Source organism: Streptomyces sp. NPDC126497 (assembly GCF_040302425.1).
Classification (GTDB): domain Bacteria; phylum Actinomycetota; class Actinomycetes; order Streptomycetales; family Streptomycetaceae; genus Streptomyces.
Window position 1 is genome coordinate 46,799 of the sequence record NZ_JBEORT010000004.1, and the last position, 21,767, is coordinate 68,565.

Annotated in this window: 19 protein-coding genes and 3 pseudogenes; 13 read left to right on the top strand and 9 right to left on the bottom strand. The window is 69.7% G+C overall.

Features of this window, described 5'->3' with window-relative positions; translation table 11 throughout:
• Positions 1 to 7 precede the first annotated feature (7 nt).
• Genes ABTY20_RS03750 through ABTY20_RS03760 form a run of 3 tightly spaced genes read left to right on the top strand, consistent with a single transcriptional unit; the run spans position 8 to position 3,097 of the window.
• Entirely contained in the window at positions 8 to 1,030 is a 1,023-nt protein-coding gene (locus ABTY20_RS03750) for a pectate lyase family protein (protein ID WP_351995389.1), read from the top strand.
• Between the two features lie 10 nt (positions 1,031 to 1,040).
• Positions 1,041 to 2,063, top strand: a complete 1,023-nt coding sequence (locus ABTY20_RS03755) for a pectate lyase family protein (protein WP_351995390.1) — start codon at positions 1,041 to 1,043, stop codon at positions 2,061 to 2,063.
• 14 nt (positions 2,064 to 2,077) lie between these two features.
• Entirely contained in the window at positions 2,078 to 3,097 is a 1,020-nt protein-coding gene (locus ABTY20_RS03760; RefSeq protein ID WP_351995391.1) for a pectate lyase family protein, read from the top strand.
• A gap of 124 nt (positions 3,098 to 3,221) precedes the next feature.
• Here the strand turns inward: ABTY20_RS03760 and ABTY20_RS03765 are convergent, their stop codons facing one another.
• Positions 3,222 to 3,941, bottom strand: a complete 720-nt coding sequence (locus ABTY20_RS03765) for an IS6 family transposase (RefSeq protein WP_351995392.1) — start codon at positions 3,939 to 3,941, stop codon at positions 3,222 to 3,224.
• A gap of 147 nt (positions 3,942 to 4,088) precedes the next feature.
• On the opposite strand from ABTY20_RS03765, the pseudogene ABTY20_RS03770 reads away from it, so the two are divergent.
• Positions 4,089 to 4,268, top strand: a pseudogene (locus ABTY20_RS03770) (transposase family protein); the annotation flags it as partial.
• 125 nt (positions 4,269 to 4,393) lie between these two features.
• Here the strand turns inward: ABTY20_RS03770 and ABTY20_RS03775 are convergent.
• Positions 4,394 to 5,656 (bottom strand): hypothetical protein, encoded by a 1,263-nt coding sequence (locus ABTY20_RS03775; RefSeq protein ID WP_351995393.1) that lies wholly within the window; start codon positions 5,654 to 5,656, stop codon positions 4,394 to 4,396.
• A gap of 499 nt (positions 5,657 to 6,155) precedes the next feature.
• Positions 6,156 to 6,960: pseudogene (locus tag ABTY20_RS03780) on the bottom strand (transposase family protein).
• 350 nt (positions 6,961 to 7,310) lie between these two features.
• Between ABTY20_RS03780 and ABTY20_RS03785 the strand changes: the two are divergent.
• From ABTY20_RS03785 to ABTY20_RS03795, 3 genes and pseudogenes are all read left to right on the top strand, one after another.
• Positions 7,311 to 7,922 carry a TnsA-like heteromeric transposase endonuclease subunit gene (locus tag ABTY20_RS03785; protein ID WP_502991735.1) on the top strand — a complete coding sequence of 204 codons (612 nt, stop codon included), beginning with the start codon at positions 7,311 to 7,313 and terminating at the stop codon, positions 7,920 to 7,922.
• A gap of 121 nt (positions 7,923 to 8,043) precedes the next feature.
• A complete protein-coding gene (locus ABTY20_RS03790) occupies positions 8,044 to 9,072 on the top strand; it encodes a helix-turn-helix domain-containing protein (RefSeq protein WP_351995395.1) in 1,029 nt (342 codons plus the stop codon).
• Between the two features lie 54 nt (positions 9,073 to 9,126).
• Positions 9,127 to 9,414 (top strand): annotated as a pseudogene (locus ABTY20_RS03795) (IS982 family transposase); the annotation flags it as partial.
• Positions 9,415 to 9,470: 56 nt separating this feature from the next.
• Here the strand turns inward: ABTY20_RS03795 and ABTY20_RS03800 are convergent.
• Positions 9,471 to 10,664, bottom strand: coding sequence for a trypsin-like serine protease (locus ABTY20_RS03800; RefSeq protein WP_351995397.1), 1,194 nt, complete (start codon positions 10,662 to 10,664; stop codon positions 9,471 to 9,473).
• A 186-nt stretch (positions 10,665 to 10,850) separates the two neighbouring features.
• Here ABTY20_RS03800 and ABTY20_RS03805 point away from each other — a divergent pair, with 186 nt between their 5' ends.
• Together ABTY20_RS03805 and ABTY20_RS03810 are read left to right on the top strand one after the other, a co-directional pair.
• A complete protein-coding gene (locus tag ABTY20_RS03805) occupies positions 10,851 to 11,048 on the top strand; it encodes a hypothetical protein (protein ID WP_351995398.1) in 198 nt (65 codons plus the stop codon).
• Between the two features lie 1,222 nt (positions 11,049 to 12,270).
• Positions 12,271 to 12,678, top strand: coding sequence for a hypothetical protein (locus ABTY20_RS03810; protein WP_351995399.1), 408 nt, complete (start codon positions 12,271 to 12,273; stop codon positions 12,676 to 12,678).
• A gap of 71 nt (positions 12,679 to 12,749) precedes the next feature.
• On the opposite strand, the gene ABTY20_RS03815 is transcribed toward ABTY20_RS03810, so the two are convergent.
• Positions 12,750 to 13,331, bottom strand: coding sequence for a hypothetical protein (locus ABTY20_RS03815; protein ID WP_351995400.1), 582 nt, complete (start codon positions 13,329 to 13,331; stop codon positions 12,750 to 12,752).
• Positions 13,332 to 13,501: 170 nt separating this feature from the next.
• Entirely contained in the window at positions 13,502 to 14,344 is an 843-nt protein-coding gene (locus tag ABTY20_RS03820; protein ID WP_351995401.1) for a hypothetical protein, read from the bottom strand.
• A gap of 367 nt (positions 14,345 to 14,711) precedes the next feature.
• On the opposite strand from ABTY20_RS03820, the gene ABTY20_RS03825 reads away from it, so the two are divergent.
• Complete coding sequence (locus ABTY20_RS03825; RefSeq protein WP_351995402.1) at positions 14,712 to 15,053, top strand: beta/gamma crystallin domain-containing protein; 342 nt, start codon at positions 14,712 to 14,714, stop codon at positions 15,051 to 15,053.
• Between the two features lie 250 nt (positions 15,054 to 15,303).
• Here ABTY20_RS03825 and ABTY20_RS03830 read toward each other — a convergent pair whose 3' ends face one another.
• Positions 15,304 to 16,023 carry an IS6 family transposase gene (locus ABTY20_RS03830; protein ID WP_351995403.1) on the bottom strand — a complete coding sequence of 240 codons (720 nt, stop codon included), beginning with the start codon at positions 16,021 to 16,023 and terminating at the stop codon, positions 15,304 to 15,306.
• 55 nt (positions 16,024 to 16,078) lie between these two features.
• Between ABTY20_RS03830 and ABTY20_RS03835 the strand changes: the two genes are divergently transcribed.
• Entirely contained in the window at positions 16,079 to 16,522 is a 444-nt protein-coding gene (locus ABTY20_RS03835) for a beta-1,3-glucanase family protein (protein WP_351995404.1), read from the top strand.
• A gap of 605 nt (positions 16,523 to 17,127) precedes the next feature.
• Entirely contained in the window at positions 17,128 to 17,460 is a 333-nt protein-coding gene (locus ABTY20_RS03840; protein WP_351995405.1) for a beta/gamma crystallin domain-containing protein, read from the top strand.
• 297 nt (positions 17,461 to 17,757) lie between these two features.
• On the opposite strand, the gene ABTY20_RS03845 is transcribed toward ABTY20_RS03840, so the two are convergent.
• Both ABTY20_RS03845 and ABTY20_RS03850 read right to left on the bottom strand, forming a co-directional pair.
• Positions 17,758 to 18,624, bottom strand: coding sequence for a glycoside hydrolase family 16 protein (locus tag ABTY20_RS03845; protein WP_351995406.1), 867 nt, complete (start codon positions 18,622 to 18,624; stop codon positions 17,758 to 17,760).
• Between the two features lie 756 nt (positions 18,625 to 19,380).
• Positions 19,381 to 20,529 carry a serine hydrolase domain-containing protein gene (locus tag ABTY20_RS03850; protein WP_351995407.1) on the bottom strand — a complete coding sequence of 383 codons (1,149 nt, stop codon included), beginning with the start codon at positions 20,527 to 20,529 and terminating at the stop codon, positions 19,381 to 19,383.
• A 624-nt stretch (positions 20,530 to 21,153) separates the two neighbouring features.
• Between ABTY20_RS03850 and ABTY20_RS03855 the strand changes: the two genes are divergently transcribed.
• Positions 21,154 to 21,603: a DUF5707 domain-containing protein gene (locus tag ABTY20_RS03855; protein WP_351995408.1), complete on the top strand. Its 450-nt coding sequence runs from the start codon at positions 21,154 to 21,156 to the stop codon at positions 21,601 to 21,603.
• Positions 21,604 to 21,767: the final 164 nt, after the last annotated feature.

Consider the following 21,767-nt stretch of genomic DNA (forward strand, 5'->3'; position numbering starts at 1 on the left):
GACAACGATGAGGAACCTCCCCTCCCTCACCCGCCGCGGCCTGTTCGTGGGCACCGCCGCCACCGCGGCCGTCGCCGCCCTGCCGGCCACCGGCACGGGCGGGCGCGCGTGGGCCGCCGCGCCCGCTGCCGTACGGCGGGCGCGAGCCGCCCTGGCGGCGCAGACCGCCGACGGCTTCGCGGGCGTCCCCGCGCTGGGCCTGTCCGGCACCACCGGCGGCGCGGGCGGCCCGGTGGTCACCGTCACCGACGCCGACACGTTCCTGGACTACTGCGACCGCAACGAGCCCTACGTGGTTCAGGTCTCGGGCACCCTGCGCATCAGCAGCAAGCAGGGCGTCCGCTCGAACAAGACCATCATCGGTCTGGGCACCGACGCGGAGATCACCGGCGGCGGCCTGGACATGTACCGCAGGCAGAACGTCATCATCCGGAACCTGCGATTCACCGGTGCCGAGGACGACTCCCTCAGCATCCAGCAGTCCTCGCACCACATCTGGATCGACCACTGCACCTTCAGCACGGGCGCGGACGGTCTGATCGACATCGTGCGCGGCGCGGACTGCGTGACCGTCTCCTGGAACCACTTCCAGGACCACAGCAAGACCATGCTGATCGGTCACTCGGACGCCAACGGCAGTCAGGACCGAGGCAGGCTGCGGGTCAGCTTCCACCACAACTTCTTCGACGGCACGGCCCAGCGCCATCCACGCGTCCGCTTCGGCGAACCCGTGCACGTCTACAACAACTACTACCGGAACAACACCCTCTACGGCGTGGCGTCCACCGAGGACGCGGGCGTGCTGGTGGAGGGCAACTACTTCGAGGACGTCGCCCACCCCATCTACTCCGGCTACGACGAGAGCGGACCCGGCCGGGTGGTGGAACGGAACAACCTCTACGTGCGCTGCGGACAGCCCGAGACGCTCGGCACCGTCGTCGAACCACGCACCTACTACGCGTACACCCTCGACGACCCCGTAGACCTCCCCGCCATCGTTCCCGCCGGTGCCGGCGCCGGCCGGATCTGAAGGAGTCCTCGTGTCAGAAATTCCACCGATCACCCGCCGCGGCCTGCTCACGGGCACCACCGCCACCGCGGCCGCCGCCCTGTTGGCCGTCGGCGCGGCCCCGCGCGCCCGGGCCGCCACCGTCCCGGGCCTGCTCGCCACCACGGCGGCACAGAGCGCCGACGGCTTCGCGAGCGTCAGCGCGCTCGGTCTGACCGGCACCACGGGCGGTGTCGCCGGGCCCACCGTCACGGTGACCACCGGCGCCCAGCTCGCCAACTACGCGGGCCGCAACTCCCCCTGGACCATACTGGTTTCCGGCCGCATCGAGATCGACGGCATGATCACCGTGGTGGCCGACAAGTCGATCCTCGGCGTCGGCTCCGCCGCCGAGATCACCGGCGGTGGTCTCCAACTCGGCTCCACGACCAGGCCCGGCAACAATGTCATCATCCGCAACATCCGTTTCACCCGCGCCTCCGACGACTCCGTCAGCGTCACCAACCGCGCCCACCACGTGTGGATCGACCACTGCGACTTCTCGCAGGGCTACGACGGACTGCTCGACATCAAGCGGGAGTCGGACTACGTCACCGTCTCCTGGAACCACTTCCACGACCACAGCAAGACGTGTCTGCTCGGCCACAACGACAGCTACACCGCCGACCGGGGCAGGCTGCGCGTGACGTACCACCACAACTTCTTCGACGGCACCGACCAGCGCCACCCGCGCGTCCGGTTCGCCGAGCCGGTGCACGTCTACAACAACTACTACCGGAACAACACCCTCTACGGCGTGGCCTCCACCGAGGACGCGGGCGTGCTGGTGGAGGGCAACTACTTCGAGAACGTCGCCCACCCCATCTACTCCGGCTACGACGACAGCGGACCCGGCCGGGTGGTCGAGCGGAACAACCTCTACGTCGGTTCCGGGGCGCCCCAGACGCTGGGCACGGTGATCGAGCCGCGCACCTTCTACACGTACACCCTCGACGCCCCGTCGACCATCCCCACCACCGTCCCGGCCGGCGTCGGTGTCGGCAGGATCGCCTGACCAGGAGGCACACGATGCACCGCGGAAACACTCTCCTCCTCACGGCCCTGGCCGCACTGACCGCCACGGCCGCCGCCCCCTCACCCGCCCCTGCGGCCCCTGCCCCACTGGCGGAGTCGGCACCCACCGGATTCGCGAGCGTCGACGCATGGGGCCAGAAGGGGACCACCGGCGGCGCGGGCGGACCGACCGTGACCGTCTCCACCGCCGCCGACCTCATCGCCGCCGTCAGGGCCGAGGGCCCGCGCACCGTCCGCGTCGACGGCATGATCACGCTGCCCGCAGGCATGTACGACGTCAGCTCCGACAAGACGATCGTCGGCGTCGGCGCGAGTTCCGGCATCACCGGCGGCGGCCTCAACATCGGCCTCCCGGCGAGCGACAACGTCACCGCACCGCCCGCGAACGCCGTGCACAACGTCATCGTCCGCAACCTGACGTTCAAGAACGCCAGTGACGACTCCATCAACATCCAGATGTTCTCGCACCACATCTGGATCGACCACAACGACCTGTCCGCCGGATACGACGGGCTGCTCGACATCAAGCGGGGCTCCAGCTACATCACCGTCTCCTGGAACCACACCCACCACCACGCCAAGAACATGCTGCTGGGCCACTCCGACAAGAACAGCGCCCAGGACACCGGCCGGCTGAAGGTGACCTACCACCACAACTGGTACGACCGCACCCCGCAGCGCAATCCGCGCACCCGCTTCGGCGACCCCGTGCACATCTACAACAACTACTTCCTCGACAACAGCGACACCGGCCCCGCCTGCAACGCGGACTCCGGCTGCTTCATCGAGGGCAACCACTTCGACGACGTCGAAGAGCCCATGACCAACAGCTATTCGGGGCCGGAGGGCAACATCGTCGAACGGAACAACGTTTTCGTCGGCGACACCGGTGAGCCGGTCACGGGCGGCAGCGTCGAGGACCCGGCGGACTACTACGACTACACCGTCGACGACCCCCGGACCGTCAAGGACGCCGTGATGCGTGGCGCGGGCCCGGGCACCATCGGCCTCTGAGCCGGATCCCGTACGTGCCTCGTCCCGTGGGGACGAGGCACGTACGGGAGCGCCGTCACGTTGTTGAGTGTGCGAGTGCCTGACGGTATGTCGTGTGTGGTGGAGCCGGGTTCCGGTTCCGGGCTCAGGCCTCGGTGGGCAGGCCGACGACGCCGGTGACCTGGTCCCAGATGGCGAAGCGGACGGTCGTCTCGGCGCGGTAGTCGTGTGCGGTCATCAGGTGTCGGCGGGGTCTGAAATGGGGTGAGATGCCGCTGAACGCGGCCCGGAACCGCTGCGCCCCGCCGGTGCTGCGGAAGCCTTTCATGGCGCGTTCGTGTTGCCGGGTGGGCTGGTGGCTGTTCTCGGCCCGGTTGTTCAGGCCCTTGTGGGAGCGGTACTCGACCGAGGGCATGACCTCGCGGTGGGCGGCGCCGTAGAAATGCAGCTTGTCGATGACGACCGCCCGCGGCACCGCACCGGTCCTCTTCAGCAGCCTGCGGAAGAAGCGCCTGGCGGCGGCCGTGTCCCGCCGGTTCTGCACGAGGATGTCCAGCACGGTGCCGTCCTGGTCGACGGCCCGCCACAGGTACTTCCGCTCTCCGTTGATCTTCACGAACACCTCGTCCAGATGCCATCTGCCCCCGGGCCTCGGCCGGCGGTGGCGCAGTCCGTTCGCATAGGCCTGCCCGAACTCGGCGCACCACCGCCGGACCGTCTCGTACGAGACGACCACACCGCGTCCAAGCATCAGCTCCTCGACCTCCCAAAACGACAGCGGGAAGCGGAAGTACAGCCGCACGCAATGGGAGATGACCTCGACCGGGTACCGGTGCCCCTTGTACGACGGCGACGCGCTGTCCACGGACAACCCCTCCGCATGATCAACCAGAAGATCATCCCACCAACTCAGCCAACGTGGGTCACGTCCGCTTGCTCCTATGTCAAGCAGCTGCTGCGAGGTGGGTCTGTGGCTCCTCGGCAGGGCGAGCGTCGCGGCGCAAGGCCCGGTCACGGCATGAACGTGCAGGTCATCACCCGCCCCGACGGCACCCCGCTGTGGTTCTCCCGCGCGACGCCGGACAGGACCCATGACCTGACCGCAGCCCGTGCCCACGGCATCGTCCAGGCCTGCCTGACCCGGCAGATCCTCGTCCTCGCGGACCGCGCCTACCAGGGCGCCGGCGCCACCTTCTGCAACTATTCAGGATGAAAGAGGTTCCCTGTCCCGAATGCCCCGTTGTCGCGCTCCTGTGTCAACGGGCTGAACGGCATGTGCCCTCCAGACCTTTGCCGGGCCCCCGCGGACGGCCCGGATCACACCGTGAGCCGGACCGCCTCGATCCACGACTCGTTGTCGTGGGTGCCGGCGTAGGTGAAGTCGTATCCGGTCCCGGGCTCGTCGCACGCCAGGCCGAGCCAGGCGTCGTCGTGGACGTAGGAGGACTGGCAGACGGCGCCGGCGCCACCGTCGACGTTGATGGTGAACCCCAGCATGTGCGGGGCGTCCTTCTCGGTACTGCCGACGTAGTTGTCGATGCCGTCGACGGCGTTCGACCACGGCTCGGGGAAGTGTCCCTCGCCGTTGGTCGACGCGGGGTCGTGGACGAAGGCACCGCCGGACGTGCCCCTGGTTCCGGACACGGCGATGTTGACGGCCGTGATCGGTGCCCCCGAGCCCGCCGTGCCCGCTGTCCCGCCGTCGCACACCGCATCGCTCCAGCCCCGACCCGCCACATGGACCCGGTAGCAGATGTGTCGTCCGCCCGGATCCTCCGCGGCCAGTCGCTGGACGGCGCTCGCCGCGCTCCTCTCCGGTGCCTCGGCCCCCTTCACCTCGGCCGAACGGGGCGGCGCAGACTTGGACTTGGACTTGGACTCGGGCTCGGGCTCGGGCTCGGGCTCGGCCTCGGACTCGGACTCGGCCGGTGAGCCGGACGCGGACTCGGATCCGCTCGGCGACGCCGAGGGGGACGGGGACGCGGCCTGGTAGTCGACGGCCGGGATGCCGTCGGACGTACCGGGGTCGAGCGTCGTTCCGCCGGCGGGAGCCGTCTCGACCGTGCGCTCGTCCTCACGGTTCAGTCCGAGTACCAACAGCGGTACGCAGATCAGCACCGCCCCGATGATGGCGGCCGCGGCCACCATGGGCCCGCGCAGACGTCCCGGCCCCGTCCCGGCGGCGTCCGCGTCCGCCTTCCCGCCGTCACCGTTCCCGGCCGCGACCGCACCGGCCACCACCCCGGCTCCCGCTTCGCCGGGCTCCGCCGCCTGCCGCCGCTGTTCCTCCGGCTGCCGCTCTTTCTCCTGCCGTTCCTCCTCCTGCTCGGCTGCCGCCGGTTCCTCGGTGGTGGACCGGAAGCCCCATCGGGTGCTCCGCCCGGGAGCGGGCTCGGAGGACGACACCGTCGACACCGAGGCGTCCGGATCGGCGGCGGAGTCGGGAGCCGGGGCGGACTCCGGCGTGCGCGGTCTCAGGTCCGCGCCGGGATCCTCGCCCGGCACGGGTACGGCGACCGCGCGGCGGACGGCCAGGGAAGGCGTCGTCTCACCGGCCCGGGGTTCATGCTGACGCGGCATGAGCACTGCTCCTTGTCGAAGGTGGGGGCGGACGGTGCGATGTCGTCGGTGCCGCCGGTGCCGCCGGCCGGTCATCCGTGCACGGCACCGGGCCGGACGGCCGCTCCGTCGGCTCACGACTCACTCAACTAACTCTGAATGACACCTGGTTGCATCCAAACCCTGGCGAGATGAACGGAAGGCGACACAAGGTCCCGTTCGCTCGCCGGCCGCACCACGTTGCCAAGGGGGACCCTCCGGAACACACCCCGGCCGACGGCGGGCGCCGCGCCCCGCGAGGCCGTCGCCGGTGGCGATCCTGCCGGCACCACGGATCAGGTCGCGGACCCACGCGGCACCGGAAGGCTCGCGGTGACCACGCACGGGGGTGGGGCAGGACACCGGTACGTCACGACTCCACCGCGCGGTCGGCTCCGCGCCTGCTCGACGGCACGCCTCCGCACCGCGCCGGGGAACAGCCACCCGCACGGGTGTCCAGAACATGATCAATGAACCTTTTTCATTCTGAATAGTTGCAGATCAGCAGTGTGTGAACGGCTTGGACGATGGTGCCGATGCGGCGTGTGGAGCATCCGGCTCGTCGGAGCAGCCGCCAGGATTTCAACTGCGCGAAGGCGCGTTCGCCAGGGGCTCTCAGTCGGGTGGTCGCGGTTGAACTGCTGGTAGTGCTCGGGTTGTTCGCTGTGGTGGTAGTAGGGGGTGCGGAAGGCGGCGCCGGCGCCCTGGTAGGCGCGGTCCGCGAGGACGAGGATCTGCCGGGTCAGGCAGGCCTGGACGGTGCCGTGGGCACGGGCTGCGGTCAGGTCATGGGTCCTGCCCGGCGTCGCGCGGGAGAACCACAGCAAGGTGCCGTCGGGACGGGCGGTGACCTGCACGTTCATGCCGTGCTTGCGGTGCTTCATCGAGTAGTACGGCTCGTCCGCGCGGATCCGGTCGGTGGGAATCAGGATGCCGTCAACGATGACGTGGTCGCCCTCACCGAGACCGGTGAGGGCTTCGTGGAGGCCGGGCGCCCAGGAGACCAGAACGTCCAGGGCCTCGTCCACGTATCGCCAGGCGGTGGCCTGGGATATCCCGAAACCTGCTCCGAGCTGCGAGAACGTCTCGTTCTTACGTAGATGGACCAGCGTGAGCAACGCCTGAGGGAAGCAGCCGAGTTTGCGCCGGCGTGTGTTGCGGGCCCGGCGGTGTTCGTACAGCAGCCAGGCAACATGTTCGACGAGCTCGTGCGGGACGTCGAGCGTAGCAGGAGACGGAACCAACAGGGCCCCTCCGGTCGCCGGTGTGCTGAGTGGAATCACCACGCCAACGACGAGGGGCCCTGCCTCGTCACGACACCCGCTGACCAGCCCATTTCACCCTCCAGCACAGGATGAAAGAGGTTCACTGGGGTCTCCGTCTTCGGCGGCGGATCGCGGTGCGTTCACCCGTTCAGGGCGGGAGCAGCCGGATCGCACCCTCGGCCGTCTGGCATGCACTTGGCTGTCAGACGTGAGGCAACGAGGCTGCAGAGCAGGCGGGGAGTTCGCGGACGAGACCGGCAATCACCTGATGGCGCGCTTCGTCGATCCCGTGGGGGACGAGCGGCTGATGCGCTGGCGGGACGTCGCGCGGTGTCGCTTTGGAGGACCGCGGCCCTGTGCGGCCTTTTCCCGTGGGTCCTGGCCGTCGTTTCGCGCCGGGCTGGTGGTGGTCGGCTACCACCGGGCGACCGGTGCACTACGGGTCGGGTGTCATGCGCACCCAGGTGATGCTGCTGGACCATGATCCTTCGGTCATGGCGATGGCATGCCGCCCTGTAGAGCTGTCCTGGCGGGAATCTGATGGGACCGTGCTGTCGCATACGCCGCATCTGATGGCACGGTTCGGCGACGGCGGCGGTCTGCTGCTCGACTGCGCCGGACGAGGGGAGATCTCTCCCCGGCTTGCACACCGTGCTGACGTCATGGCGGCGGCGGCACGTGCGGTGGGATGGCAGTACAGGGTCGCCTCGCCTCCCGAACCGGTTGTCGCTGCCAACCTGAGCCGGCTGTCGGGATACCGGCACCCTCGCTACCGGGACACCGAGCTCATGGAGGGGGCGGTGCGGGCCTTTGCCCGTCCTCGGCCGCTGATCGAAGGGGCGCGTGACCTCGGGGACACCATGAGGCTTCTCCCGGCCCTCTTCCACGCCCTATGGACCGGGGCACTGCCAGCCCCGCTGAACGAGCCCTTGCATGAACGGGTGACCGTGACAGCAGGCCCGGGCGATTGGGCGTCTGCGTGACGGCGGCAGTCCTTGAGGTGGGGAGCCAGGTGCGGTTCGAGGACCGCTCTTGGACGGTGGTGATGCTCGAAGGGCCCGTGTACGGCTGGTCGGTTCGGAGAACTCCACGGCAACGGTGCTGGTGAACCATCTGTTCGCTGCTCCTGACTTCGACCTCGTAGGAGCATCCCGCCGCCACGTGCCTCCGTTCGGCCTCCTGGAGGAACTGCCTGCGCAGGCGCGCGAGCGTGCTGAGGCCTGGGAGCGGCACGTGCTCGAGGTGGAGACCGGCTTTCCTGTGCCGGGGCAGGGCGGTGTGCCGCGGACGGAGTTCGATCCGGCGCATCGGACTATGGCGGAACGGGAGGAGGCCAAGGCAGCGGAGTTGACCGCGGCGGGGCAGCCGACGAGTGCGGTGACCGTGCGGCGGATGCGGGCCCGTTACCGCGAGAAGGGGCTGTGGGGGCTGGTCGACCAGCGCACGGCGCGCAGGCGTTCTGCGGTGGGACGGGCCGATGAGCGTGTGGTCGCTGCGGTCATTCAGGTGCTGGAGGAGCAGCGGGAACGCTCCAGTGGCACGCTGAGCCGGCTGCGGCGCATGGTCGGGTGGATTCTGGAGGAAGCCCACGGTCCCGGCGCGGTGGAGCTGCAGCCGGTGACGACGTTCAACCGGCTGGCGCACGCGCTCGCCGACGGCCACGGGCTGCTGGGGTCGGCGGCGCAGCAGCAGCGCACGTCGCGGGCGGCCCCTCCCTTCACCCCGACCGTGGCGCTGCGGCCGGGTGAGCTGGTGATGCTGGACAGTACGCCGCTGGATGTGCTGGTGGTGCTCGCCGACGGGGTGACGGGGTCGGTTGAGTTGTCGATCACGTTGGACGTGGCAACGCGCAGTATCTGTGCTGCGGTCGTGCGTCCGGTGGGCACGAGATCGGTGGATGCGGCGGTGCTGCCGGCGCAGATGGTCACGCCCATGCGGATGCGCCCGGGGTGGGAGACGGCGCTGGCGATGTCCCGGTCAGTCATCCCCTGTGAGCGGTTGGTGTCGTTGGATGCGCGGCTGGAAGGGGCAGCGGCCCGGTCGGTGATCATGCCGGAGACGGTGGTGGTCGACCAAGGTGCGGTGTTTGTCTCCCGTTCCTTCATTGCCGCGTGCGAGAGCCTGGATGGGTGAGTCCGATGTTTGTGCCGGCCGCGACTATGGCGAAGGGCGCCCATTGGTCAGTGTGTGAACACGAACCTGGACGCCCTTCTGGTGGCACTGTACGTGTTCATCGACGACCATGTGGCTCCCCGTCGCCGGATCGGGCGACCCCCGAAACTGACGGACGCCGAACTGTTGTGCCTCGCGGTCGCCCAGGTCCTGCTCGGTTTCCCCTCGGCTCGCCACTGGATCCGCTTCGCACATGCCCGGCTGAGGCACCTGTTCCGCTACCTGCCCCAGCAGTCCGCCTACAACAAGCGCCTGAATGCGGCCAGGCCGCTGATCAGCCAACGGAAGCCGGCGTCCTCCCGACCTTCACGGCCGCCGAGGACGCCGGGCGGGCCCTGGCACGGGCCGCGAGGACGGATCTACCTGTTGATCCAGATGCCGAAGTCCCGCGTGGCCGTGTAGAAGTCCTGGAAGCCCAGGCGCGCCCCCGCACTACGGGTCACCGTGCCCTTGGCGATCGCGCCGCCGGCGGCCGAGGCGGTGTAGATCGGGCCGCCGCTGTCACCGCTGCGGGCCGCCTCCCGGCCGTCCATCTGCTCCGCCTCCACCAGGTCTTCGGAGTCGTTGTAGAAGAAGAGGACCTTCATGTTGCAGACCGGGCCGCCCGTGGCCCGTGCGCTGGTGATTCCGGACTGGCACAGGTACTCACCCGGGAAGACGTGGTCCCAGCCGTCGACCCGCACGCCCGCGTCGCTGTCGGGTCCCCCGGTGTACATGAAGTTGTCGGAGTTCGTGGGGATGAGCATCACGTCGTGGGCGTCACTGGACTTGGTGGAGGTGCCGATGTAGGTGCCCTGCGGGTTGGTGAACCGATTGCCGCTCCGACCGCAGTGCTCAGCGGTGAGCAGGTAGGTCGCGCTTGCGTCACGCACACCGAACCCGGCCGTGCACGCCCCGCCATTGAAGTTTATCTGCGCTCCGCCCGACCACGGCGCACCGTCGTTCACACGCGAGCGTTCCTGGAGAGGCTCTTCGCTGATCGTCTTCACGGACACGCCGGCGATCCGGTCGACCGTGCTGTGGTCCTGCGCGACGGAGGCGGTGCGTGCTGCGCGGGTGGCGTCCTGTGCCAGGACCAGTCCGCTGCCGTCAGTGGGGATCTTGACGCTGTGACCGAGCGAGGGGTCCTTCTCCAGCCGGGCTTGTAACAGCTCGGAGGCGTCCTTGAGTTCGGCCAACGAGTGGTCCGCGGCGACGATGTGCACGGGGGCGGTTCTGCGGGCCCGCTCCGCGGCCCGCTGTACGGGCTCGGGCAGGTCGCCCTTCCACCACAGGGTGACGTGGTCTTCCTGAAGGCCGATGCCCGTGTAGCCCCCGTAGTGGCCCCGCTCCTGGGCCTTGGCCAGGATGCTCGCAGCGGCGACGAGGGGTCGCTGCTCGTTCATCTTCCGTAGGTTGTCGGCGCCGACAGCCTGTGAGATCGGGACGCTCTTCTCGCTGTTACCGTCGCGCTGCTGCTCGGCGCTGGCGCCCGGGGCGAGGGTGCCGACGAGCGCCATCGCCGCGGCCAGGGCCGAACCCGCAGCCCACAGGCTGGTTCTGCCGTATCTCATGAGTATGCCTTTCCTCTTGGCGTAGCAGTCTGTGATCAGACGGCACAGGCATCCTCATGGGCCCCGATTTACATTCAATCTACAAATGATTAATACCAACCAGATACTCGGGGTTCGGAAGTGAAACACGGAGTCGCACGTGCAGCCGGGTGCGGTGCCGGGAGAGCCACCTTCTCGACGGACTCCGTGAAGACGGACTCCGTGAAGACGTACCGCTCGACGTCCACGCACGGCTGGACGCCGACCGGACCGTCGAACCGAGTGCCGTACCGGCTCCGGTGCGACCGGCAGGGAGCCCGGCTCCACCGCAGCGTGCTCTCCACCGTCGTCGGCCGGAAGACGGCCGGACCCCACGCCCGCCATGCCGACTTCCTGCGCACCTGAAGGACGGACTGCCGCACTCGGCCCGCGACACCCCAAGTGGGCGCCTCCGCCGGCACCTTCACCCAGCCTGTGCCGCTTGGAGAGTCCTCGCTGCTGGTCAAGCCGCATATCGGTACTCGTTGATCACTCCGCCGAGGATGCGGGTGCGTAGGTGGTCCGCCCCGGGTCTGACGGAGTCGGGTTGCTGGAGAATTGACTGATCCAACGGACCCGGAGCGCTTCATGCCGTCCCGTCGGCCTGCTGTCGAGTCGGAGGAGGGTTCGGCCCAGCTGGCCCGGCGGACGGGGATCCGAAGCGAAGCGGTCTGTTGCGGCCCGGGAACCGGAGGATCGGCTACCAGCCCCTTGCCGGTTTCATGGTGTCAGCGTTCGTCACCGGGAGTCCAGGTATGTGTCGCAGCGTTGGCGGTCGCCAGGCAGATGCCTCCCAGGAGGGTGCGGGCCGTCATGGCTTCCACGTCGTTCGATGTGCTGGGGACGAGTGGTTCTGCGTGACAGCGGTCCGGGGCCTGGGGGAGGCGGACGTATTGGCCCGGCTGGGTGCCGCCGGCTCGGATCCGCTGGACCCCGTGAGCCGGATTGTCGTGAACGTTCGGGGACATGCGAGAAGGGAACCAGCCGAAGGGGACAGGAGGACCTCGTGCAAGGTGGCATGACGCCTCTGAGGAATCGCTACCTCGCTGCGTGCTTTATCGTCGTCATGTACCTGCTGGTTGGCGCCCTGTTGGCCGGCTTGCTCGCTGCGGCGCTCTCGCCCAGCGGCGTGTGGGCAGGAGCGGCAGCTCTCATGGGCGGGGCTCTTGGGGTCGGCTTCGGTGCGTGGCGTCTCCGACGGACGCCCGAGGACGAACGCGCCGACGACCACATCTCCTAGGCACAGCGCCGTCGTTGAACGTGCGCCCGCGTCACACAACTCGCGCCGGAACCCGTTGTCATGGACAGAGCTAGGCGGCGCGTGGTCGAGCCGGCTTGCGACGCTTTGCAGGCGGCCGCTCCGGCTCAGCCTGACGCTCGATCTTCGAGTTCCGGCTGGTTCTCCGGTGAGGGACCGCATCGCCTGTCACCTCGACGGCTCGTTGTCGTCACGGTTCGGCAGCGCGCCCCGCGTGCGGGCGTGCTCGTGCCGGAGGCTGCGTGCATGGCGAGAAGACCGCAGGTCCAGACCGGCACCGCCGGCGGCTGCTTATTCAACGGGTGTCTGACCCTGTGTGTCCTTTTGCTCGTGACCGTCGTCAGCGCCTGGATCTGGGTGGCGACTCGACCAGCGCGTGACGAGGCCAAGGCCCGCGCGGACCTGCGGGCCAACGTGGAAGCACGCCAGCAGCGCCTCGTCCGGGCCGCGGCTGACGGGGTCCTGCACGATGCGGAGATCGTCCAGATCTTCCCTCCCGGGAAGCCGGCCAAGGGACTGGTCGACATCAGAAGGCAGGGGGAATCGGTCACCGTCATCGCGGAGATGCTCGGCCTTGGACCGCCAAGGACGTTCATCTTCGTGCACGAGACCGTGGTGGAGGGCTGTTACGCCTTCCGTATATCCCCGCCCGCGCACGGGGCCCCGCGCGTCTGCGTGCGGCAGCTTCCCGACAAGACATGCGCGGCCGGCGCACCTTCGAGCGCGCCCACCCGGTGAGACGCACCGCGGTGAGGCGCCTGTGAGGTGAGAGCAGGGCCGGCGGTGCGCCTCACCGCGCGGCCCGAAGGTCAGCGGCTCTGGCCCGGGCGCCGGCCGCGGGTGCGCTGTGGTGCGCGGCGAGAGGAGCGTCGTGCCGGTGTGGTACGGCTGTCGGCCTCGGCAGGCCCGGCCGCAGGTGAGGAAAAGCCGCCCGGAACGCCCGGCCGGGCGGCCGGTACCACGGCGGCGGGCCGGTCGGTGCGGCGCCGCGGCTGGGCGGCGCGGGCCAGGACGGTGGCGTGCGCCAGAAGCGGGGCGCAGGTTTCGCAGACCTCCTCAACGCTCCAGACGCGTCCGACGGTCGGATCGTGGCGCAGGATGAGCAGCACGGCGCCCGCGCAGTGCGTTGTCGTCTCCGGGTGGGCGGCGCAGCGCTGGAAACCGCAGTGGCACCAGGCGTGGGGGCGGACGGTGGCGGCCTTGGCGTGGGCGGCGGCATGCCGGGCGGCGAACGCGCGCAAGGCGGCGAGGTCCTTGGAGCGGGGCGGCATCCGGCAGGCGGGTGTGCTGCAGGAGACGGTGGCGGTGCGGTCGCTGTGTCCGGTGAGCCGGACGGTCCAGGCCCGTCCGGGGACGCGCTCGGTGGGAGTTTCGCTGTAGGCGGTGGTCACGGCCGTCCGTTCCTGGTGGGTCGAAGGGTGTCGGTTCACTATGGGATACCCGCCCGTCGGCCGTGCAGCATTTTCCTGTCGGGAGCGGCGCGGGTTCGAGGTGGTGAATCGGTCGGCCGGTGCGGCGTCCCGTCCCGCGGACGGCCGCGGGCAGCGGTCGCGGGCGGGCACTATTCAGAGGGGCGGTGAAGCAGAGGCGGCCCGGGGGTGGAGGAGCGGGGATGCGCGTGACGTGAACGGCGACGGCACTGGAGCCGTCGGGAGGGCACTGCGTCGTGGAGAGGGATTCGGTCCTCAGGGAGCTGGCGGAGCACTTCGCCGAACTGCGCTCCCGCGGTCAGGGGCACCTTGAGGTCCGGCCGTCCGGTAGTGAGTTCCCCTGGCTGACTCTTGGCTTTCGAGGTGACCGGGCGGTCATCCATCTGTTCGACGATGCAGAGCGGTCGTTCCTGCTCGTCGGGGACGGCAGCGTCGCGGCGGATGCCATGGTCGACGTCCCGGTGATGGACGATTCGGCTGCCTTCAGCGGCGACTTCGTCCTGACGGTCGATCGCGCGTGGGTCCTCGTGAACGCCTTCATCCGGACAGGGGCGCCGGACGAACTGGGCCGGTGGTGCGAATGGTGACCACGGCACCGTCACCAGCCGGGACACCGTTCGGACCCCGGCCGAGGACGTCAGGTCAGCGTCCTGAGGGGCGTCGGCCGGGCCGGGGGCGTCGTTCGGTGGTCGGGGGTGCAGGGGTGAGGTGGGGGGCAGGAGGGTGGCGCAGGCGGCGGCGGTGCGGGCGCGCAACTGTTCCAGGCGGCGTTGGACGCGGGCGTGGGTGTAGAGGTCGATGGCGGCGGTGAGGTGGTCCCATTCCTCGCCGTCCAGGCCCGCCGGGCGCGGGCCCAGGATGTCGGGGCCGGCGTGGTGGTGACGGCGTCGGTAGTCGCCGATGGCGGTCAGGAGCTTGGTGTAGGTGCGCTGCTCGTCCTCGTCGTCCTCGCCGGGGACGGTGATCTCCTCCATCCACGCTTCGGGCAGGGCCTCGCCTGCGAGGTGGGCGGCCAGGGCACGCCGCGCGAGGCGTGCGTCCAGGGCGCCGTAGGACAGGGGGTGACGCCGGAGGGGTCGCGCAGGGCTGGATGGTCGGGCATCCGGCCGGCGGGGCGCGACCGGTTCCGGCACTTCGCAGGGAGCGTGGAGACGCGCCTTCGGGCGAGGGGCCAACAGACATTGAGGGAGGTCGCGACTGCGTCCGAAGAAAGGCGCTCAAGTGGTGAACGGGAGCGCCTTTTCCCACGTTGCGCTGATTGGACGCGCGTGCGTCCCTGCGATGCCGCCGTGCGCTGTGGCCCTCGGCGGTACCACACCACCATGGAAGGAACAACTCATCATGAAGCGTTTCATCACACGCCTCGCGGTAGTTGCGGCGGCCGGAGCTATGGCCGTTGTGCTGCCTACTTCGTCGGCGTCCGCCATCAACCGCACCGATTGCAATGGATTGGGTCTCCTGTTGCTTCACAACGCAGGCGGCTCCCTCTGCTTCGCCAACGCGGGCGAGCAGAGCGTGGCGATCTACGGCGTGGACCGGATTTGGACCGGAGACAACAAGGTCACGTTGGAGTACGTGCCGAGGCTGGGCGCGCCGGCGACCAGCGCGACCGTGGATAAGTGGCAATTCGGTAACGTCCCCGGTGAACCCATCCACAAGATCACGAAGATCAGGATCTGGTAGCACCTGTTGCCGCGAATGAGGTGACAGCGGGTCCTCGTCAGCGAGGGCTCAGGCACTTAGTTCTGGAAGGTGGGGGCGCGGCCGGGCGCAGCTGCAGTTGTCCAACGCGGCTACATGACCTCGCTGCGAGGGGTTCATTGAACCGGCCCCGCCCTTACCGCGTTGTGCCGCGCGAAGGCGTTGTCACGTTGGTGGGGTGTTGACCGATTGAGGGCGTGCCAGGGTGTGGAGGGGGCGGGCGGGGCCTGGATTACGTTGCGGTGGGCGGGGCGGTGGCGCCAGTGATCTGGTCCCAGATGGCGAAGCGGATGGTCATCTCGACGCGGTAGTGGGCGGCGGTCATCAGATGGCGGTGGGGCCGGAAATGGGGTGAGATGCCGTTGAACGCGGACGGGAACCGCTGGGTTCCGCCGACGCTGCGGAAGCCCTTCATGGCACGCTCGCGCTGCCGGGTGGGCTGGTGGGAGTTCTCGGCCCGGTTGTCCGGGCCCTTGTGCGAGCGGTGTTCCACGGAGGGCATCACCTCGCGGTGGGCCGCGCTGCAGGAGCGGAGCCTGTCGGTGACCACCACCCGCGGCACCGAGCAGGCCTTCTTGAGCAACCTGCGGAAGAACCGCGGGGCCGCAGCGGTGTCCCGCTGGTTCTGGACCAGGATGTCGAGCACGGTGCCGTCGGCGTCGACGGCCCGCCACAGGTACTTCCACTCGCCGTTGACCCTGAGGAAGACCTCGTCCAGGTGCCACTTGTCCCCGGGCCGGGGCCGCCTGCGGCGCAGGCCGTTGGCGTAGGACTGCCCGAACTTCGCGCACCGGCGGCGGACCGTCTCATGGGACATCATCACGCCGCGCTCGAGCATCAGCTCCTCGACCTCGCGGAAGCCGAGCGGGAAGCGGAAGTACAGCCACACGCAGTGCGCGATCACCTCGACCGGGTACCGGTACCCCTCGTACGACGGCGGTGCGTTGTCCACGGACGCCCCCTCCCGGCACGACCAACCAGAAAATGATTCCACCCGATCAGCCAACGTGACAGCGCCGTCCACCCCCTACGCCGTCGGCCTGCTGCGCTCCGACGGAAGCGTCGCGGAGACCGGTCGGCTCAAGCCCGGTGGGCATCGGGCCTTCTTCGAGGGCCTGCGCAGTCAGCCCGGCGGATGGGACAAGCTGGCGCAGACCTGGGCCGACGGCACCGTACCGCGGGCTCTGTCACCGGGCCACGGCGTCACTTCCGGTGTGCTGCCGGGCAATGCCGTGGATGACTACATCAACCAGGTGTGGGCGAAGTACACCGCGTCACCTCTGACGGTGGCGCCCTTCGCAGACCGGCCGGAGGTGAAGTACCACGGGACCGTCTCCGGCGGTGCGATGAACTTCGCCGACGGCTCGGGACAGCTCGTCACGACGTTCCAGAAACCCGATGCCGACTCCGTCAGCGCTCCAGGGCAGGCCTCCGTTCTCGTCAGTTCCTGATCGCGCGAATCGGCCGGCGCACCCGGATGCGCGGCGGCTCGTGCGGTCTTCTGCTCGGAGGCGCATGCCGGTGGGGGACCCCGAGCCGGTCGCAGGGGTCGGCAAGGGCCCGGGGAAGGCAGGGCGCCCCGTGGTCGGAAGAGAGCGTGGCCTCGTCCGGGCCGCCGCGGGTGCGGACGGCTGTCGCGGCAGGTCGTGAGGGCCACCGTCATGGAGTTTTCCCGCACTCCGAGCAGAGTCCGCTGGTACGGGCCTCCTGGCTCCGGCTCGTGCAGGAAGGAGCGGGTGGCGCTCGCACGGGAGACGGGTCGCTGCACCTGATGAGATCCGGGACGACAACTCGACACATGACTTCGCCTGCGGGGTGAACCGGAACCCTTCACACGGCGTTGAACCGACTGGACATGTGTGCATCCGGTCGGCGGGACCAGGCGAACGACTCCTCGTCTCGCCGCCCCAGGGCACAACGGCCGACCGCAGCCGGTCGGCCACCCGTTCACCTCATGAATCACCCGGCTGTCCCTCACGCGAACGGCGAGGGCGGACGTCGGCCGTGCACCGTGCTGCTCCGCAGTACCGCACCTCCACGGAAGGAAAGTTCCCCCATGAAGCGCTCCATTTCGCGCATCGCGCTCACCGCAGCGGCGGCGGGCGTCATCACCGTCCTGGCGCCTGTCTCCTCGGCTTCCGCGATCAACCAGACCAGCTGTGGCGACAGGGAGGACTTCGTCAAGGTCTGGTACAACGGCGGCCAGACCGCGTGCTACGCCAACCAGGGTGTCATAGCCCCCCAGCTTCCCAACGTCTCGCGGATCCGCTCCGGCGACAACCACATCGACGTGGTCCTGGGCAACGAGGTGCGGACCCTGCCCAAGTGGTCGAGCATCGTCGACGTCGAGGGTCTCAACTCGACGCTGTACATCCTGCAGATCCGCTGACCCACCACGTCGGACGGACGCCGTGCACCGGGGCCACCCCGCCCCGGCGCGCGGGCGGCTCCCTGCCCTCGCCCGCAGCGCGGATGCCGCGGACGAGGGCACGCGACACCGTCACCTGCACCCTCGGTGACAAGCGGCCCTGCGAAGTCACACTCGGTGACGAGTTCTGCCCGGTCGAAGCCGGCCAGAACAGCGGTCATGCCGTGCTTGCGTACGGTGTCCTGCCGCCTCCGGCCACGGACGCCCTCTCGTCGGGCGCAGGCAGATGACGGCCGGACGTCAATGAGCCGGTGCACGTCATCTCTCGGCCCCACACCTGGCCACGCACTCCCGCCGCCGACCTGGTTCGGCGACGGCGCCCACCCCGCCGTGTCCGGCCCGGCCGCGATCCGTGCCCGTCCGGACGGCCCGGGCCGGACCCACGACCGGTGCCTCGGCGTCACCCCCGAGCCACGAGGAACCGAGTATCCCGGCAGCCGCCACGGCGGCCACCATCGCGAGACAGCGGTCAACGCCGGTCATGGAAGCGGGACGAGAGGGTTCCGGCTGCGGCGAACGGGGCGCCGGCCCTCCGGAGGACCTCTCCGGCACGCGCATGGCCGAATCGGAAGCCTGCGGGCCGGCGCTCCCGCCGTCCGGCCCGGCGGGCCCCTCGGACCCTCGGGCGTGGCCCTCGCCGTAGAGGCGGACGTAGTCGACGGTCATCGTCGCGGGGGACGGCGTCGAGGCGTCGGGCGGGCCCGGCCAGTCTCCTCCGACGGCGACGTTGAGCAGCAGGTGCATGTCCTGTTCGAAGACCCAGTCGCGTGGTGGGGGGAGCTTCGACGGGGTCAGGGTGAAGTACGGCTTTCCGTCGACGGACCAGGTGATGCGGTGCGGCTGCTTGTCGACGGCGTAGGTGTGGAAGGCCGTCGAAGCATCCGCGGTCAAGGTGGCGGCTCCGCCGATCCCGTTCTCGTTGGAGTAGGTCGGTCCGTGGGCGGTGCCGTACACCGTCCGCGGTTCTCCGCCGACCACCTCGCAGATGTCGATCTCCCCCTGTCCGGGCCATTGGGCTCCGTTGTCGCCCAGCATCCAGATCGCGGGCAGCAGCCCCGTTCCCGTGGGCATCCTCGCGCGGATCTCCGCCCGTCCACGGGTCAGTGCGACCTTTCCCTCCGTCATCCCCGCCCTCACATCTCGGCGGATCCCGCCCCGTCATGTTCTCGCGGTTCTGCAAGAGGGCCGCCGGTCCCCGGGCCCGGCACGACTGTGTCCCCTGCCGACCGGATGACCCGGGGATGGTGCTACCGGGCCCGAAGGGTGCCGTCACAGACGCCGGTCGAAGGCCCGACCGCCGGTCCGGCCCGGGGCGAGGCCGGGCCGCTTCCTGGGTGCTGTGCTCCTGTTCCACGAGCTGGAAGCACGCGGCCCGCTCACGGGCCGAGTTCCCAGCCCGGGGCTTCCTGTTCCGGCGGATCCCGAAGTCCGTCGCACCCTCTGGGCCGAGGTGACGCAATGACCGCTGGAACGGGGGGACGGCTAAGGACCCCCGTCACGCCACCACCTGCCCGACCAGCCCGTTCGTCCTTCGAAGACAGGACGGAGGAGGCTCGGTCAATGGCTGGGGGTGGTTACCAGAGGCTTGGTCTCGTCGACGACGTAGGCGGACAGCATCATCGTCGTCACCTTCCCGACGTTGCGGGCGTTGTGGATGGTGCCAGAGGGATTGAAGAAGGGGTCGGGCCGGCGTGCCGTGCGCGTCCGCAGGTGCTGCGGAAGCCCGTGTGGGAAGGAAGCAGGCGCCGGGGGCGCACCGGAGCGGGCCCGCGACATCCTCCCGGGCCGGAGCCCTCGGGGCGTATGCCGGTCCGTCCCCGGCAGGGAGGACCGTACGGGTTCCCGCCGTCCGCCCTCCCGGGACAAACGGGCCCTTGGGGGTCAGTTCGCGGCGTCGAGGGCTTCGTAAACGTGCCGGATGTAGCTGTGCGTGCGCTCCGAGCCGAGGATCCCGGCACCCAGCCGGTTCATCGTGTACGCGAACGTGACGCGCCGGTCGAGGTCCATCATGACGACCGACCCGCCCCAGCCGACCCAGAAGCAGATCGTTCCGGTGGGCATGCCCGGCATCGTCCTGGGGTCGGCGAGTGCGTAGCCGACGCCCCAGCGCACGGGAACGCCCAGGAACAGGTCCACTCCGTCGGCCTGTACGTCGAAGATCTTGTCCACGGTGTCCGGGGAGAGCAGCCGGTGGCCGTTCGCCTCGCCGCGTCGTGAGATCACGGAGAGGGCGCGGGCCATGCCGCGTGCGTTGCCGTGTCCGTTGACGGCTCCGAGTTCGGCGCGGCGCCACTGCGGGGTGTCGACGTGCTCGTCCCGGGCGGGGCTTCCGAGCATCGTCCTGGTGAGGACCGCGTCGGGATCGAGACCGGCCGGTACCGCGGAGATCTGCGTCGGCGACACCAGCGCGGCGATACGCGGCCAGTCGGTCTCCCGCGCACCGATCTGGACGTCGGCGTCCAGCGGTCCGGCGATCTCGGTGTCGACGAACTCGGTCAGGGTACGGCCGCTGACCCGCCGGACGAGTTCTCCCACGAGCTGCCCCTGGGTCTGCATGTGATAGCCCGAGGCGGTCCCCGGCTTCCACCAGGGCGCCTGTGCGGCCAGCCGGGCGCTCGCCGTCGGCCAGTCGTACAGATCGTCCATGGTGAAGGGCTGCTGCCAGCCGGAGAGCCCCGAGGTGTGCCCCAGGACGTGCCGCACCTCGATGTCCTGCTTGCCGCCGGCGGCGAATTCGGGCCAGTACTCCGCGACCGGACGGTGGAGGTCCAGCGCTCCCCGGTCGACGAGGACGAGGGCCGCCAGACTGCTGAGGGTCTTGGTGGTCGACCACAGGCTGACCAGTGTGTCCCGGCTCCACGGAACGGCCCGTGCCTCATCGACGTGGCCACCCCATAGGTCGACTTCCATGACGCCGTCGACGTCGACGGCGATCGACGCCCCCAGCTCCTCGCCGGACTTGAGGTGCGCTGCCAGTGCCGCTCGGACCGGTTCGAACCGGGCGGTACTGGTTCCTTCGACGGTGACCATGGTTTTCCTCACTCTGGAAGACGTTCGTTCGACCACTCAACGGGACGACCGGCGCCTCGGTTCATCGTCGTGGCAACCCGAAGGCTTGTTCCAGGAAGATCCTCCCCGTGCCGGGCCGCCCGCAGTGATCACCTGCGCGGCCCCGGACGGCCTGCGGTCACGCTCCGGCCGGAAGGGGCGCGCCGGCAAGTGGTCCGGCGTCGACCGGCGCCCCGAGGACGACCGTCGCGAGGCCCCTGGCAGGACGAACGGGGCGGGGCCGGACGGGGCAGTGGCAAGCAGCGGGAAGACGATCGCCGTGGACTCCCCCCGAGTCGTCGCCGACGCCCACCACGACCGCCCGCACGAACGGGGCGGCACAGGGGACGAGGCGGACGAGGGCGAGGGCCGTGCCGAAGATGCGGCACGGACGCCCGCAGACGTTCTCCATCTCTGGTTAGACGTGGCAATCATCCGGCCGCCCGAGGACCGGGGCACACCCCGGCCCCTAGTCTCGAACACATCGGGAAGGCGACCGACCGACGGTTCCACCAGCGGTTCCTCCGCTCCGGGCCGTGCTTCGCCCTTCCACTCCAGTCCGCGGGCGCACCACGCCTGCTCCCACAAGAATCCGGGGGATCTCCCATGTCCAAGCGTGTTCTCGTCTCGTCGCTCGTCGGTGTCGCCGTCCTCGGCGGAGTGGCCGCCGGCGGGCTCGCCATGGCCTCGACCGCCACGGAGCCGACCCTGAAGAACGCCTCGGCCCGTTACACCGCGCCGTCCGGTGGCAGCGCCGGCTCGCTCGTCTTCACCGCGGACGTACGGGACGACTCGGGCATCCGAGGCCTCAAGGTCGTCGCGTGGCCCGCGAGCTCGAAGCTCGACCCGACCGAGGCGGAGCTGCGGCACGTGGACAGCGCCACGTGCCGCAGCACCGCGGACGACACCTCCCGCTGCGCCTACAAGCTGAAGGTCACGAAGAAGCAGGCGGCCGAGCTGGACCGGGGCACCTGGTACGTCTCGGCACTGGCTACGGCTAAGGACGGGGACACGGTGTTCGTTCCCCGCGCCGTCACCTTGGACGTCAAGGGCTGATCCACCGCCGCCGGCCGGGCGGCGCCGAGGCACCCGGCCGGCGCAGCGCCGACGAAACCCCCGGAGCCCTGCAGGCGTAGCCGGCCGAGCAGCGCTCCACAAGTCCTGAAGCGAGGATCCCCCATGCGGCCGACACCCCGGCCCGGTTCGGGGAAGGCAGGGTG